The sequence below is a fragment of the Streptomyces graminofaciens genome (assembly GCF_030294945.1).
GTDB classification, from domain to species: Bacteria; Actinomycetota; Actinomycetes; order Streptomycetales; family Streptomycetaceae; genus Streptomyces; species Streptomyces graminofaciens.
This window is the reverse complement of the sequence record NZ_AP018448.1, coordinates 1,589,276-1,604,350: the sequence shown is the minus strand read 5'-3', so window position 1 is coordinate 1,604,350 and position 15,075 is coordinate 1,589,276. Positions and strand designations below refer to the sequence as shown.

13 protein-coding genes are annotated in these 15,075 nt (G+C 71.2%); 5 read left to right on the top strand and 8 right to left on the bottom strand.

All coding sequences use genetic code 11. The features are described from left to right. Positions 1 to 75: 75 nt before the first annotated feature. From SGFS_RS06955 to SGFS_RS06945, 3 genes are all read right to left on the bottom strand, one after another. Positions 76 to 699: an Rv1733c family protein gene (locus SGFS_RS06955; RefSeq protein WP_286248526.1), complete on the bottom strand. Its 624-nt coding sequence runs from the start codon at positions 697 to 699 to the stop codon at positions 76 to 78. A gap of 279 nt (positions 700 to 978) precedes the next feature. Next, positions 979 to 1,803 (bottom strand): MOSC domain-containing protein, encoded by an 825-nt coding sequence (locus tag SGFS_RS06950; protein ID WP_286248524.1) that lies wholly within the window; start codon positions 1,801 to 1,803, stop codon positions 979 to 981. A 43-nt stretch (positions 1,804 to 1,846) separates the two neighbouring features. After that, positions 1,847 to 2,287 (bottom strand): DUF6643 family protein, encoded by a 441-nt coding sequence (locus tag SGFS_RS06945; protein ID WP_286248522.1) that lies wholly within the window; start codon positions 2,285 to 2,287, stop codon positions 1,847 to 1,849. 303 nt (positions 2,288 to 2,590) lie between these two features. Between SGFS_RS06945 and SGFS_RS06940 the strand changes: the two genes are divergently transcribed. Then, a complete protein-coding gene (locus SGFS_RS06940) occupies positions 2,591 to 3,853 on the top strand; it encodes a TerD family protein (protein ID WP_286248520.1) in 1,263 nt (420 codons plus the stop codon). A 39-nt stretch (positions 3,854 to 3,892) separates the two neighbouring features. Here the strand turns inward: SGFS_RS06940 and SGFS_RS06935 are convergent, their stop codons facing one another. Continuing rightward, positions 3,893 to 5,068 (bottom strand): glycosyltransferase, encoded by a 1,176-nt coding sequence (locus SGFS_RS06935; RefSeq protein ID WP_286248518.1) that lies wholly within the window; start codon positions 5,066 to 5,068, stop codon positions 3,893 to 3,895. A gap of 57 nt (positions 5,069 to 5,125) precedes the next feature. On the opposite strand from SGFS_RS06935, the gene SGFS_RS06930 reads away from it, so the two are divergent. Continuing rightward, on the top strand, positions 5,126 to 5,929 hold the full coding sequence (locus tag SGFS_RS06930; protein ID WP_286248516.1) for a glutamate racemase: 804 nt from the start codon (positions 5,126 to 5,128) through the stop codon (positions 5,927 to 5,929). A 49-nt stretch (positions 5,930 to 5,978) separates the two neighbouring features. Further along, the gene (locus SGFS_RS06925; RefSeq protein WP_286248515.1) at positions 5,979 to 6,539 is read left to right on the top strand and encodes a hypothetical protein; all 561 of its coding nucleotides are present in this window, start codon (positions 5,979 to 5,981) and stop codon (positions 6,537 to 6,539) included. Between the two features lie 3 nt (positions 6,540 to 6,542). On the opposite strand, the gene SGFS_RS06920 is transcribed toward SGFS_RS06925, so the two are convergent. Then, the gene (locus tag SGFS_RS06920; protein WP_286248514.1) at positions 6,543 to 7,472 is read right to left on the bottom strand and encodes an O-antigen ligase family protein; all 930 of its coding nucleotides are present in this window, start codon (positions 7,470 to 7,472) and stop codon (positions 6,543 to 6,545) included. Positions 7,473 to 7,786: 314 nt separating this feature from the next. Here SGFS_RS06920 and lnt point away from each other — a divergent pair, with 314 nt between their 5' ends. Continuing rightward, the gene (gene lnt, locus SGFS_RS06915; RefSeq protein ID WP_286248513.1) at positions 7,787 to 9,403 is read left to right on the top strand and encodes an apolipoprotein N-acyltransferase; all 1,617 of its coding nucleotides are present in this window, start codon (positions 7,787 to 7,789) and stop codon (positions 9,401 to 9,403) included. Between the two features lie 67 nt (positions 9,404 to 9,470). Next, positions 9,471 to 9,944 (top strand): NUDIX hydrolase, encoded by a 474-nt coding sequence (locus tag SGFS_RS06910; RefSeq protein ID WP_286248510.1) that lies wholly within the window; start codon positions 9,471 to 9,473, stop codon positions 9,942 to 9,944. 144 nt (positions 9,945 to 10,088) lie between these two features. Here SGFS_RS06910 and SGFS_RS06905 read toward each other — a convergent pair whose 3' ends face one another. The 3 genes from SGFS_RS06905 to SGFS_RS06895 form a co-directional block, all read right to left on the bottom strand. Then, positions 10,089 to 12,863 carry a helix-turn-helix transcriptional regulator gene (locus SGFS_RS06905; protein ID WP_286248508.1) on the bottom strand — a complete coding sequence of 925 codons (2,775 nt, stop codon included), beginning with the start codon at positions 12,861 to 12,863 and terminating at the stop codon, positions 10,089 to 10,091. Between the two features lie 76 nt (positions 12,864 to 12,939). Continuing rightward, entirely contained in the window at positions 12,940 to 14,046 is a 1,107-nt protein-coding gene (locus SGFS_RS06900) for an arylcarboxylate reductase (RefSeq protein ID WP_286248506.1), read from the bottom strand. Next, positions 14,043 to 15,005 carry an ACP S-malonyltransferase gene (locus SGFS_RS06895; protein ID WP_286248504.1) on the bottom strand — a complete coding sequence of 321 codons (963 nt, stop codon included), beginning with the start codon at positions 15,003 to 15,005 and terminating at the stop codon, positions 14,043 to 14,045. The genes SGFS_RS06900 and SGFS_RS06895 overlap by 4 nt, the downstream gene beginning before the upstream one ends. Between the last annotated feature and the right edge of the window lie 70 nt (positions 15,006 to 15,075).

Here is a 15,075-nt window from a genome sequence, read left to right as displayed (position 1 = left end):
ATGCCGAACAGTTCGGCTGGTCGGTCCACCGTAGCGTGCGCGGGCACAGGGAGTTGACCGGAGTGGGAAGGCCGTTCAGCTGCCCGTGCCCGTCCTGCCCCAGTCCGGCCCCGCCTTGTCCCATGCCTGGTCCCAACGGGCGTAGCGGCGGCGGATCATGCGCCACACGATCAGCCTTCTGCCGCCCTCCATGAGCCCCGCGGCGAGCACGGCGGCGCCGAAACCGGCCAGCACGGCGTGGGTCGCCGCGGTGGCGGTGTCCAGGGGGCGGCCGACTATTCGGCCCTGGTCGTCCGTCCACACCGTGAAGTGGTCGCCGGGGTGCGGGGCCTTGAGGCCGGCCATGACCGTGCCGTGCCGGGGGGTGCCGTCCGGGGCGGTCCAGTCGGCGACCACGCGGCTGTGCCGGTCACGGGTCGTGGAGGTCTCGGGGTCGGGGTCCATCGGGATGCCGGCGGCCTTCTTCACGACGGTGGCCGTCACCAGATGCCGGGCCTGACGCTGGTCCCGTACGGACTGCTGAAGGGCGTCCTGCGCGGAGCCGCCGACGGCGAAGCCGATCAGGGGTGCGACGACGAGGATCAGCACGAGGACGACGAGCGCCAGCCAGGCCTCGGCCAGATCGGTCGCGCGCCGCAGCGGATTGCGCCGCCAACGCCACAGCCCGCCGAATACCCGCAGTCCACCGATTGTCCGCACCGCTCCGCACCCCCTTCCGCGTCCGTGATAACCCCACGCGGAGCAGTCCACGCGCGGTTCCCGGGGAAGAGAGAGCGAAATCACCTTCCCGCAGGCCCGTTCATGGGTCTTCTCATGAACTTCTCACAAAGACTCAACGGCCGGGCCCGTGGCCTGTGTTCCCCGGACATGAACCGATTGCGGAGATCTTGATCCCGAAGATCTTGACTCCGGAGATCCTGATCGAGATCGAACGGCGGGCCGATGTACTGGCGTTCGCATGGTCTTCGGGCGAGTGGCCTATTCGAGGATCCGCACCGGATCGCCGGTGCGAACCGTGCCCACGGATTCCGGGACGAGGTTCTGGCCGAACACCAGCTGGTCGCCGAACCGGCGGTGGCGGGCGAGCGTGCGCAGCGGCTCCCGGCCGCGCGCGCTGGTCTCCTGGTCGGTGGTGGTCACGACGCACCGCCCGCACATCTTGGCGACCCGGAACGTGACCTCGCCTATCGCCACGCGCCGCCAGCCGTCCTCGGCCCAGGCGTCCGTCCCGGCCACCACGACGTTCGGCCGGAAGCGGTTCATGGGCAGCGGGCCCTCCTGCGGGTGGTCGCCCTGGGCGATGAGGGAGTTGAGCGCGTCGAGCGAGGCAACGGTGGTGAGCAGCAGCGGATAGCCGTCGGCGAAGCTCACGGTCTCGCCGGGCCGGGCGAACTCGGGGTCGACGGGGCGGCGCGTGGCCGGGTCGTCGAGGTGGACGAGACGGGCGCCCACGCCCAGGTAGTCGCTGAACCAGGCGTGCGCCGCGGAGTCCGCGAGCACCCCCTCCACCTTGTCCCGCCAGATCTCCACCGTCGTCGTCCCGGACGGCTCGGGCACGGGGACGGCGAGCGGCTCACGGCCGGGCCCGGACAGCACAAGACCGCCGTCGGGCCGGAGCCCGACGGCGGCCAACGCCATGCGCGGATGCGGGCGTTGCGTGATGACCTTGCCCAAGTCGTCGATCAGCACCCAGCGGCGGTCGCCCGCCAGCCCCCAGGGCTCCACGACGGCCTCGTCGAGGGCGAAGCCCCGGGCCGCCTTCAGCGGGTGGACGTGGATCGAGTGCAGCGACGGATTCCCCATGGGTTCATCCTGCCAGGAGGAACCGACAAACCCAGACGAAATATCAGTACCCGCGGTACTGCTGTCCGTTGTACGGCTCCTGGTACGGGGTGGGGGCGGGGCGTGGAGCCGCGGGGCGCATGGCCTCGTAGCCCGTGCCGGCCGCCATCGGACGCTGCTGTTGTGGTTGGGCGCCCGGGTATCCGCGCGGGCCGCCGGCCTGTTGCGGGATGTACGCGTTCGGGGCCTGCTGCAGCGGCGAGGGCTGCTGGGCCTGCGGATAGCCGTACGCGGGCGACGGCTGGGAGGGGCCCGCCGGCAGCGCGGGGAGCGCCGACGGGAGCGCGGGCAGATTGCTGCCCGGCATGTCGTACGCGGCGGGGACCCGGATCGGCGCGATCTGAGGCGTTCCCCGCTCGGCGACGAGAGAGTCGTAGATCGGGGTGTCCGCGAAGGACGAGGCGGAGTAGTAACCGCCGCCGTAGGTGGAGCGGGGGGAGGTCATGGCACATAAGTTAAGCCCACGATGTGCTGGTTGGGGAGACCGATAAGAGGGTTGTTTTCCGTGTCGGCAGTGACGCTGGATCCCTAATCCGAGCGAACTCGGCGAAAAAGGGCATCGAGTCGTGTTGTGATCAGGTAAAGGCCGAGTTCCGGGCGGGTTACCCGCGGGTTGGCCCCTGTCTTTCGGTACAGCCCGTGGGGGTTCGCCGACAAGGGGAATAGGTTTGTCGCGAACGACCGGGCCATACGGATCAGGCGTACGGGTCGGGCACGGCCTGTTGATGACCTTCTGATGGGGGCGGACATGTCAATGCCGAAAGGGTCGAACGTCGCGGTGCCGACCACCGGGCTGCGTGTCGAATTGGGGTGGCGCTCAGGGCCGGGCGTACCCGACGCGGACGCGTCGGCGCTGCTGCTGGTGGCCGGAAAGGTGCGCTCCGACGCGGACTTCGTCTTCTACAACCAGCCCGCGCACGCCTCCGGCGCGGTCCGGCACGAGGGCAAGCGGGACACCGGCGGTCAGGTCACCGACACGCTGATCGTCGACCTCGCGCGCGTGGAGCCCGCCATCGAGACCGTCGTGCTCGCCGCCTCCGCCGACGGCGGCACCTTCGGACAGGTGCCCGGGCTGTACATCCGCGTCGTCGACGAACGGTCGGGGACCGAGGTCGCGCGCTTCGACAGCGCGGACGCCGGCGTCGAGACCGCCTTCGTGCTCGGGGAGCTGTACCGCCGCCAGGGCGCCTGGAAGTTCCGGGCCGTCGGTCAGGGCTACAGCAGCGGTCTCGAAGGCCTGGCCACCGACTACGGCATCACCGTGGACGAACCGCAGCACATGGAACCGACGACCTCCCTGGCTTCACCGGTCACTGCTTCCGCTCCGGTGACGACGCCCCCACCGGCAGCGCCCACCGCCCCGCCGGCCCCGGTCCGCCTCACCAAGGTCACGCTCACCAAGGAGGCCCCGGCGGTCTCGCTGACCAAGCAGGGCGGCACCTCCGGCGCCATGCGGGTGAACCTCAACTGGGAGGTGCACAAGCAGTTCACCGGCTGGGGCAGCAAGCTCGGCCGGGCCGTCGCGAACCACGCCGACCTCGACCTGGACCTGTGCGCCCTGTTCGAGCTGTCCGACGGCAGCAAGGGGGTCGTCCAGGCTCTCGGCAACGCCTTCGGCTCGCTGCACCGGCCGCCGTTCATCCATCTCGACGGAGACGACCGCACCGGCGCGGTGACCAGCGGCGAGAACCTCAGCATCAATCTCGACCACCAGCAGGCCTTCCGGCGCATCCTCATCTTCGTGACCATCTACGAGGGCGCCCGCTCCTTCGCCGACCTGCACGCGACCGTCACCCTTCAGCCGCAGCACGGCGCGCCCGTCGAGTTCTCCCTCGACGAATGCACGGTCCCCTCCACCGTCTGCGCGCTCGCCCTCATCACCAACCAGGGCGGCGACCTCACCGTCCGGCGCGAGGCCCGCTACCTGGTCCCCGAGCGGGGCGTGAGCCCGCAGCGCACGGTCGACTACGCCTATGGGTGGGGGATGAACTGGACTCCCGGCCGGAAGTGACCACCCCTGCCGGGTGAGGACGCCTCCCTCGGACAGGCCCTAGCTCTCGTCCGGGACGGCGTCCGGGCGCGCATAGGTGCGGCCCTTCCAGGCCGCACCCCGTCCCCTGTAGTGCTGCACCGCGGAATCGACCGTCATGAGGAGGTACAGGAACGCGGTGAACGGCAGCAGAGGGGCGAGCCACAGCGGCTGACCGTAGTAACGCAGCATCGGCACGTACGTCGCCGTCATCACCAGCCAGGCGAGTCCGCCGACCAGCGCTCCCGCCGGGTCCCCGGTGGCGAGGCCCACGAGGAGCGCGATGGGCGGGACCAGATAGACGAGCGCCAGGCCGAGGACCGTACCGGCGAGCAGCAGCGGGTTGTGCCGCAGCTGGGCGTAGGCGCTGCGCGAGACCATGCGCCACAGGTCGTGCAGTTGTGAATAGGGCCGCACACTGTCCACCCGCTCGGCCAGCCCCAGCCAGATGTGTCCGCCGCTGCCCTTGACCGCCCGGGCGAGCGCCACGTCGTCGATGACGGCCTGCCGGATGGCCTCCGGGATCCGGGCCCGCTCGGCGGCAGCCGCCCGCAGCAGGACGCAACCGCCCGCGGCGGCCGCCGTACGCGACCCCCGTACGGCGATCCGGCGGAACGGATACAGCTGGGCGAAGAAGTAGACGAAGGCCGGCACGACCAGCCGCTCCCACACGCTCTCGGCCCGCAGTCGCGCCATCTGCGAGACAAGGTCGTAGCCGCCGGTCTGCGCGGCCGCGACCAACTGGTGGAGGCTGTCCGGCCGGTGCGCGATGTCCGCGTCCGTCAGGAGCAGGAAATCGGGCACACGCGCGCGTGCCAGTCCGATCCCGTGCCGTACGGCCCAGAGCTTCCCGGTCCAGCCCGCAGGCGGCTCCCCGGGCGAGGAGACCGTGAGGGGCAGCCCGCCGTGGCGTTCGGCCAGTTCGCGGGCGAGGTCACCGGTGCCGTCCGTGCTGCCGTCGTCGATCAGGAAGACCTCAGCGCGGCCGGGGTAGTTCTGACCGAGCAGCGACGGCAGGCTCAGCGGCAGTACGGCCGCCTCGTCGCGCGCGGGGACGACGACACACACGTCCGGCCAGGAGGCAGGATCCCGGCGGGGTGGCAGGCGGACGTCAGTGCGCCAGAAGAAGCCCTGGCAGAGCAGCAGCCACAGCCAGGCGGCGAGTGATCCGGCGGCGGTCCACACGATGGCGCTCACCCTCGCAGTCTGCCCCACCCCAACGGCCGTACCGAGCCCATCGTCTATCGTGGCCGGGTGAAGATCGCGCTCATGGACTCCGGTATCGGACTGCTTCCCGCCGCCGCCGCGGTACGCCGTCTGCGGCCCGACGCGCATCTCGTGATCTCCTCGGACCCCGACGGCATGCCCTGGGGACCGCGTACACCGCAGGACCTGACACAGCGTGCCCTGGCCGTCGCCGAGGCCGCCGCCGCGCACCGCCCCGACGCCCTCATCGTCGGCTGCAACACCGCCTCCGTGCACGCCCTGCCCGCCCTGCGGGCCCTCCTGGAACCCGTCCTGCCGGTCATCGGCACCGTCCCGGCGATCAAACCGGCCGCGGCCGGCGGCGGCCCCTTCACCATCTGGGCGACGCCCGCCACCACCGGCAGCCCCTACCAGCGCGGTCTCATCGAGGAGTTCGCCGGCGGCGTGGCGGTCACCGAGGTGCCCTGCTGGGGACTGGCCGAGGCGGTGGAGCACGCCGACGACGCCGCGATCGACGCCGCGATCGCCGCGGCCGCCGCGTTGACCCCCGACGATGTGACGACCGTCGTCCTGGGCTGCACCCACTACGAACTCGTAGCCGAACGCATCCGCGCGGCCGTGCAGAAGCCCGGACGCCCGCCGCTCGTGCTGCACGGCTCGGCGGGCGCGGTGGCCGCCCAGGCGCTGCGCCGCCTCGGTGAGAGCCCCGCCCCCGGCGCCCCGGCCGACGGTGCCCTGACCGTGCTGCTCAGCGGACGCGAGGGTTCCCTGCCCGCCGCCGCCCTGGCCTACGAGGAAGGCAAGCAGCTGGGGGAGGTCGGCCCGGCGCTGGTCGCGCGGCCGGAGCAGTAACGTTCCGCGACCTGGTGCTCGCGCTGCGGAACCTGAGTAGTCTCAAGACATGAGGGAGTATCCCCACGGCGAAGAGGGCAGCCCCGAGGCCCCCACGGACCCCGAGATCTGGACCGGCCGCGCCACCAACCGCGCCCAGTGGCTGCTGGCGCTGGGCGGCGCCGCCTTTATGGCCCTCGGTATCGAGCTGGCCGTCGACTCCGCGTGGGCGTCCGGCGTCGCCCCGCTCGTCATGTCGGTCGTCGGCTGTATCGCGGCCGGACTGCTCGTCCTGTTCGGCACACTGGCGTTCGTGCATGTGGCCGTGAAGGTCGACCACGACTCCCTCGAAGTGCGCTGCGGCCACATCGGTGTGCCGCGCCGCCGCATTCTCCTCTCCCAGGTCGCCGGCGCCGACTTCGCGCCGCGTGTCACCCCGCGTCAGTGGGGCGGCTGGGGCTACCGCTGGCGGCCCGAGAAGGGCACCGCCGTGATCGTCCGACGCGGCGAGGGCCTGGTGCTGCGGCTGTGGGACGGCCACACGTTCACGATCACCGTGGACAACGCGGAGGCCGCCGTACGCGTCATCCGCGAGCGGCTCAGCCCGGCGCCCTCCCGCGCCGCGCCCTGACGCTCAGGACCCCTCCGGCTCCTCCTCGTCCAGCAGCGGCCGTGCCGTCGCCGTCCCCGCCAGCAGTCCCGCACCCACCGTCACCGTCGTGAAGCTCAGCGCGTTGCCGACCGCTGCGATCGCCGCCAGGGCGGTCAGGGTCGCGGCCGCCGTGAGCACCACCGGAGTGGGACGCGGGGCGCGCCACAGGACGTACAGCACCCAGCAGAACACCGCGCCGAGCAGTACGACGCCCACCAGGCCAAGCTCGGCCGCCACCTGCAGCGGCGCCGAGTGCGGCTTGCCGTCGATCGGCAGCGACTGTGCGACCGTCGGGCTGAGCTCCCCGAAACGGCCCGGACCGGCGCCCAGCAGAGGGTCACCGTGGGCCAGGGCGAGCGCGTCGCGCCACAGCAGGACCCGGTGCTGGGTGAGCCGGCCCTCCAGCGCATAGGCCAGGCCCTCCGGCAGCGAGTTGTCGGCGACCGCCCAGGCCGCGCCCGTCATCAGCGCGGTGACCAGTGCGAGCCCCACCAGGCCCGGGCCGCGGCGGCGTGTCCGGGCCGCGGCCAGTGAGCACAGCAGGACCCCGGCACACGCGACGAAGCCGGTGGTCGAGCCGAGCACGGCCGCGGTCACCGTGATCCCGACGGCGAGGAGGCACAGGGCGAGCCGAGGCCCCGGCACCCGTGCCGCCCAGGCGGCGCAGCAGGCGGCCCCCGTGGACAGGGCGAGCAGCGCGGCCGTCGCCCCCGAGTGGCCGATCGGGGCGGTGAGCGGTGAGCCGTGCGGGGCGGTGACCGCGAGGCCCAGCCCGGCGAAGGCCCCCACGCAGGGCGCCGCGACCGGCAGCAGGGCCCCGCAGATCCGGCCCGCCGCGTAGCCGGCGGCCACGGCGAGCACCGCGAGCAGCACACCCTCCGGGCGGCCGCCCGTTGCGGCCGCCGTGATCAACGACCAGGCCGCGAACGCCCCGAGCGCGATTGCACCCGTGGCATCCGAAACGTTTCGTCTGACGTATGTGGCCGACGCTCCGGCCGCGGACCGCGTCCCCGTGGACCCCACCCCTAGCCCCCCGATTGCGACGGGCCCCGACCGCCCGGCCGCATCCGGCCGCACGTCAGAGGCTCGCGCACACCGTAACGGGTGATGCGCCGGTTTGTGGACGAGTTGCGCAGGAACGTTGTGGCAGATGTGAGAGGGAAGGCCCGGACGGGCCGGGCGGACCGTCCTGTCGGCGCCGGTGCGCCGCGCCGTACACTCGCCGGGTGACCGTCACCGCGACTCCCGTAGACGAGCCGGAACAGCTCGAACCCCAGGCCACGCCCGTCTCCCGTGGGGCCCGATGGGTGAACCGGCTCGTGCCGGCCGCCGCCGCGGCGCTCTCCGGGGTGCTGCTCTACGTCAGCTTCCCACCACGCACCCTGTGGTGGCTGGCCCTGCCGGCCTTCGCGGTCTTCGGCTGGGTCCTGCGCGGGCGCAGCTGGAAGGAGGGCCTCGGGCTCGGCTATCTCTTCGGCCTCGGATTCCTGCTGCCGCTGCTCGTCTGGACCGGTGTCGAGGTCGGCCCCGGACCGTGGATCGCACTGGTGGTCATCGAAGCCGTGTTCGTGGCGCTCGTCGGCGCGGGTGTCACCGTCGTGTCGAAGCTGCCCGGCTGGCCCCTCTGGGCAGCCGCGCTGTGGATCGCCGGCGAGGCGGCACGCGCGCGTGCGCCCTTCAACGGCTTCCCCTGGGGCAAGATCGCCTTCGGCCAGGCCGACGGGGTCTTCCTGCCGCTGGCCGCGCTCGGCGGCACCCCGGTGCTCGGCTTCGCGGTCGTGCTGTGCGGTTTCGGGCTCTACGAGGTCGTACGTCTGGTCGTCGAGGGGCGGCGCACCGGCGCCGCCGTGCGCCGGGGGACCGCGGCCGTCGCGGCGCTCAGTGTGGCCGTGCCCGTGGTGGGCGCGCTCGCGTCCCGCTCCCTGGTGAGCGACAAGGCCGAGGACGGCACCGCGACCGTCGCCGTCATCCAGGGCAACGTGCCGCGCCTGGGTCTCGACTTCAACGCCCAGCGGCGGGCTGTGCTCGACTACCACGCCAAGGAGACCGAGCGCCTGGCCGCCGAGGTCAAGGCGGGCAAGGCCGACCAGCCGGACTTCGTGCTGTGGCCGGAGAACTCCTCCGACATCGACCCCTTCGTCAACGCCGACGCGCGCGCGGTGATCGACAAGGCCGCCAAGGCCATCGACGCCCCCATCTCCGTCGGCGGGGTCGTCGAGCGCGACGGCAAGCTCTACAACGAGCAGATCCTGTGGGACCCGGAGAAGGGCCCCACCGAGACCTACGACAAGCGCCAGATCCAGCCGTTCGGCGAGTACCTTCCGCTGCGGTCGCTCATCGGCGCCATCAACAGCGAGTGGACGTCGATGGTCCGCCAGGACTTCAGCCGGGGCACGAAGCCCGGCGTGTTCACCATGGACGGCGCCAAGGTCGGCCTCGCCACCTGCTACGAGGCCGCGTTCGACTGGGCTGTGCGCGACAACGTCGTGGACGGCGCCCAGCTGATCTCGGTGCCGAGCAACAACGCGACCTTCGACCGCAGCGAGATGACCTACCAGCAGCTTGCCATGTCCCGGGTCCGCGCCGTCGAACACAGCCGTACCGTCACCGTCCCGGTGACCAGCGGCGTCAGCGCGATCATCATGCCGGACGGGAAGATCACGCAGAAGACCGGCATGTTCGTCCCGGACTCCCTGGTGCAGAAGGTGCCGCTGCGTTCCTCGGAGACGCCTGCCACGAAGCTCGGCATCCTGCCCGAGATGCTTCTCGTGCTGGTCGCGGCGGGTGGGCTCGGCTGGGCGATCGGGGCCGGCGTGCGCGGGAGGCGCGCCGGTGGCGTGTAGCCGTACGCCTCTCGTGCGCGTCCTCCAAGCGCGGGGGTGAGGGGACCGGCCCGTTAGGGTCGGTGCCATGCCTACGCCTGATTTCATCCGCGAGCTGCGGGTTTCCGCCGGTCATCAGCTTCTCTGGCTTCCGGGAGTCACTGCCGTCGTCTTCGACGACGACGGCAGGGTGTTGCTCAACCGCCGCTCGGACACCGGGAAATGGTCGCTGATCGGCGGCATCCCGGAGCCCGGGGAGCAGCCCGCCGCCTGCGCCGTGCGGGAGGTGTTCGAGGAGACGGCCGTCAAGTGCGTACCCGAGCGGATCGTTCTCGTCCAGGCGCTGGATCAGGTGCGCTACGACAACGAGGACGTCTGTCAGTACATGGACACCACGTTCCGCTGCCGGGCCGTCGGCGGCGAGGCCCGCGTCAACGACGACGAGTCGCTGGACGTCGGCTGGTACGCCCTGGACGCCCTGCCGGACCTCAACGAGTTCGGGCTGTTCCGGATCAAGCAGGCGATGTCCGACGCGCCGACATGGTTCGACCCCATGCTCTGACGCCGATGTGCGGGCACCTGCCCGGGATGCGTGGCGGGTCCCGAGGCGGGAACAGCCGCCCGGGCAGCGGTAACCGGTAATAGGGGTTACGGAAGCGGGGTACCGCCGAGGGGCGGCCCCCGCCATGGGCTGTCGTGCGGCCGGTCAGACCGATCCGACGGCCAGGGTCTGGAATTCGCTGGGGAGATCCGCGCGGCAGCTGACGTTGAGTTTGCGGTAGACGCGGGTCAGATGCTGTTCCACCGTGCTGATGGTGATGCACAGCTGGTCGGCGATCTCGCGGTTGGAGTTGCCCAGGGCGGCCAGGGAGGCGACCCGGCGCTCCGCCGCGCTGAGGGGGTCCTTGGGAACGACGGCCGTGTCGGCCGGTGTCTCCTCCCTGCTGCGGTGCAACAGGGAACGCTGGAGCCGCTCGGCGCCGCACAGATCGGCCAGTTGCAGCGCCTGGTACAGCGCCCGCCGTGCCTGTCCGGCCTCGCCGTTGGAGCGCTGCGCGCAGCTCAGCGCGGCGAGCGCTCTGGCCAGTTCCAGTCTGTCCCCGGCGAGCCGCAGGACGCTGACGGCCTCCAGCAGCAGGCTCGTCCGGCGGCGCGGCTCGGCGATCTCGGCGAGCAGACACATGGCGACGCCGCGACTGCGGGACTTGGCGCTGCCGGGGCGGGCGAGCTCCGCCTCCGCGAGCCGGCGGACCTGGTCGCGCTGCCCGAGGCGCAGATGGGCGGCCGCCGCGCCGCTGCGCCAGGGCAGGAACGCGGGCAGGTCCATGTCCCAGGCGCGGGCCTGTTCGCCGCAGCGCAGGAAGTCGTCCAGGGCCGCGTGCACCCGGCCCGCGGCCAGGTGGTGATGGCCCCGGGCGTACAGATACTGCAGGCCGTACCGCGACTGGAAGATCGCGTCGGGTACCGAGTGACGCAGATGCTCCTCGGCGACGTCGTCCGCGCCCATGGCGGTCGCGGCCAGGACGAGGGTGCTCAGCGGCGCCCCGACGGCGACTCCCCAACTCCGGGGTGAGAGATGGGTCAGGGCGGCATGGGCGAGGGCGTACGCCTCGCTCAGGTCGCCCTGCCGCAGGGCCAGTTCGGCGCGGATCCCGGTGAGCTTGGCCTGCCAGGTGGGCACCCGCCGGACGGTGGCCTCCTGCAGCAGCTTGCCCGACCACACGGACGCCCGGTCGAGCCGGTCCGCGTAGACGAGTGCGAGGAGCGCCGACTCCAGCGCGTACAGGTTGGTGTCGTCCAGGCGACAGGAGCGCAGCACCTGTTCGGCGCTCCAGGCGCTGGACTCGTCGCCGCCGTTGCGCAGGGTCGAGCCGAAGACGGTCTCGGCGAGCAGCAGGGGCCTGTTGGCCGCCGGTTCCCTGCCCTCGCGGGTGCCCGGGCCGTCCGGGACGGTGGCCAGGAGGGGCATCATCGCGGGGTAGCGGTTCCGCAGCCATTCATGGGCTTCCGAGAGCAGGCCGTGGGAGCCGGGGGCGTCCGGGCCGAGCGCGCGGATCACCTCGGCGGCCTCGTCGGGACGACCGTGCCACAGCAGGGCCCGGGAGAGCGGGACGGCGAGCTGGACGGGCAGGACGCCGGTCAGTAGCGCGTCGGACAGATGAGCCAGTCGGGGGGCCACGGTGGAGGGATTGAGCTGCCACTCCAGCCGGGTGAGCATCATCGTCATGAGAGCCCGCGCGGGCGCGTCGTCGGATTCGGCCAACGCCAGCTCCAGACACTGCAGGGCGAAGGTCAGGTCGCCGCACTGGCGGGCGTGCTCGGAGGCGTCCACCAGCACGGGGACGGCCCAGCACTTCGGTATGTGTCCCACCGCGACGAGGTGCCGGGCGACCGTGGGCGTCGGAACCCCTTCGTGGTGGAGCAACTCCGCCGCGTCGAGCCGCAGTTGCCCGAGGGTGTCGCAGGGTATGTCGTTCAGCACGGCCGAGCGTCCCGCCGGATGACGGAAGCCGTGGCCCGCGACGAGCCCGGCGGACTCCAGGTGTCGCAGCGCGTTGGCCACCGAGGAGGGGCTGATGCGCAGCAGTCGGCCGATACGGTCGGGGGAGGCGCAGTCGTCGAGCACCGCCATCGTGCGGGCCACGTCGAGGATCTGTGGCTCACCGCCGCGCAGACAGGCGAGCACCGCCTGCCCGAACTCCTCTCCCACGAACGGGACTTCGGAATCCGCGCTGTCCGCCGACCGGTCGCACCGGTCCCCGAGCAGCGCGCGGATCAGCAGGGGATTGCCTCCGCTGATGGAGTGGTAGACCGGGCCGAGGGCCTGTGCCTCCTCGGCGCCCAGGACCTTCGCCGTCAGCTCGGTCGTCCCCTCCGGCGTCAGCGGAGCCAGCCGGACGCGCCGGTAACGAGGGTGGCGGAGCAACTCGGCGCTCAACTGCGGAGGGCAGTGGCGGGCACTGTCCGGCCGGCTGAACACCAGCATCACGGGGGCGGACCTGCTGTGCGGGAGCAGTTGCAGCAGACAGCTCAGCGAGACGGCGTCCGCGTGATGAATGTCGTCGACGCAGAGCATCAGGCCGCCCGACCCGGCCGCACGCAGCAGCGCACGGCACAGGCCATGGGCGACACGGGCCTGTAGGGCGAGCGTCTCATGGCGGACGGGCGGACCTGCCGCGAGGCTGTTCTCCAACAGGTTCATCTGCGTACGGAGCGGCACGGGCAGCGAAAGATCCCGGACGAGTTGATGGACGAGACCGAGCGGGACGTCGCGTTCCTCTTCCCGGCCGGCAGCTCTCAGGACGAGGGAACCGGCCGCGGACACCGCCTCGGCAAGGGTGTACAGCAGCTCCGACTTGCCGCTGCCGGCGGCGCCGCTGACAAGTACGACGTGTCCATTGCCGTGGCGGCTTTCCGCGTGGAGGTCGTGTAACGCGGACAGCTCTTCTTCACGCTCGATCAGCATCATGCTTGTACTCATTTGCGGCACGACAGAATTCTATTCGTAAACTCATGAGTAGATCGCCGGGGGCCGTCAATACGCCGTTAAAATCCGGTCAATAGAGTCCCTCGGGGGACGACGACGTGGTTTGCAGCGGAGTTACGTTGGCCACTCCGTCGGATGGCCATTTTTCGCCGGTGTCGTAACGTAGCGCCTGGTCGCGTTCGAGGATGTTGGGGAGGAATAGGTCTTCGTGCAGCACGGTCAGTCGAACCTGTCCTACAGTGCCGTATTCCACGGTGGTTGACCAGTCTTCTTTGCGCACGACTGTCATTGTCACCTGGGGATAGTTCGGCACATAGGGCATCAGCTCGGCGTTCTGTTCGACGGGCAGCCCCGCCGCGTTGCCGAAGGTGTTGCCGTAGCTGCGGCCGCAGATCCCGTCGTCCATCGCGGCCACGAAGTCCCGGTACATGTCCGGGCTCATCTGGGTGCCGCTCAGTCGTACTCCCCGCAGTGGTGCGACCAGTTCGGGGCAGCGGCGCACCAGGGCCTGGAAGAGCGCGGGAGTGGTGTTGACGTAGTCGATCCGGCCGTGGACGAGCACGTCCGTGATCTGTTCCAGCAGGTGGGTGGTGTACTCGCCCGCGTCGGCCAGTCGTCCGGCCCGGATGAGCCGCTTGACCCAGCGCGGGTCCATGTCGATTGTGTACACCTGCCCGGCGTACAGCTCCGACACCTCCCACACGCCGTTGCCGATCAGATGCGGGCCCGTGGGGGTCGCCTGGAGCCAGGTACGTCCCGGGGTGAAGCCCTCGGTGACGAAGGACCAGCGGCGCCAGGCGCCCCGGTGCAGCAGCATGGCCGGCGTGTAGAAGAGCCGGCACGGCGTGCCGGTCGTGCCGCCGGTGTCCCAGACGCGGCCGGTCAACGGGCGCGGCACGTCCAGCGGCACCAGGTCGGCCGGGTCCTGGGAACGCAGGATCTCCACCGGAAACGGGCCGAACGCCGTGAGCTGCTCATAGCGGGTGATGTCCCGCGCGTCGAAGTCGAGCTCGGTGGCGCGCCGCAGCCAGTACGGGCTGCCCGTCTCGGGGTGGAAATGCCGCGCGACCACCTTCCGCGTCCATGCGTCGAGGTCGGTTTCGAGCCAGCCGTCGATCAGCGTGTCGTACTCCGTGCCCTGCGCGGCGGGCGGCACGGTGGCCGGGGGCGCGCTCATCGGGTCCGTGCCGGGGTGAGGTCTATGCCGAACTCGAACACGCTGGTCAGCACCTGCTGGATGTGCTCCGGCTTGTCGACGTGCACCATGGGGAACGGGAACCTCAGGATCCCGTCCGGGATGGAGCCGCCCATGATGAGGCCCAGGCGCACCCCCTGGTCCTTCATCTCGTCGCAGACGTCGACCAGGCTGATCGAATCCGTGGAGTTCCGGTCGAACAGGTCCCGTACGTCGTCGGCCGTGGTCAGTGTCCGGCGCTCCAGACAGGACACCAGGGGCAGCTCGGGTGCCTTGAAGGGCATCGCGTCGATGTACGGCGCCATGAACTCGCGGAAGTGACCGCGCAGCGGCGAGTGCACGGCGATGGGCCGGTCGGGCAGGGGGGCGACGGTGCCCGGGGGCAGGTCGGCAGCCAGCGCGTCCAGCGCCTTCCGCTCGCCCGACAGCATCAGGATCCGCATGGCCCCATCGGCCGTCGGACCGAAGTCGCCGGACAGATACACCCCGGCCCGGCCCTCACCCCGGTACGCCGCCGCCAGGTCGCCCTCGGTCGGCGCGAACGCCAGCGCGAGGCCCTGCTCCGGCTCCTCGGCGGGCAGTTCGGGCGTGTGGCGGGCGTGCGCCAGCATCTCGAACAACTCCCGCCGGCCGATCGAACCGGCGAGACAGCTCGCCGTCATGGCGCCGAGGCTCAGCCCGCCGAGAACCGCCGGACTCAGGCCCTGTTCCACCAGCACGTCATGGATCCCGAGGGCGAGTGCGGTCTCCCGGATCGTCCCGGCGCTCTGCCGCTCCTCCTGGGGCTCGGGCAGTTCCTCCTCCAGGATCTGCCCCACCGTGAGACCGGTCCAGGCCGATACCTGCTCATACAGATCCCGCATCACGGGATGGGCCCGGTACATCTCCAAGCCGTGCACTTCGGTGCCGACACCGCCGCCGAACAGAAAGCCCAATGCCATCACTGTCTCCCGTGTATCTCGAGTGAAAAAGGTATGAACAGGCCATGGTGCTCTAGGTTCGTCAACTGCA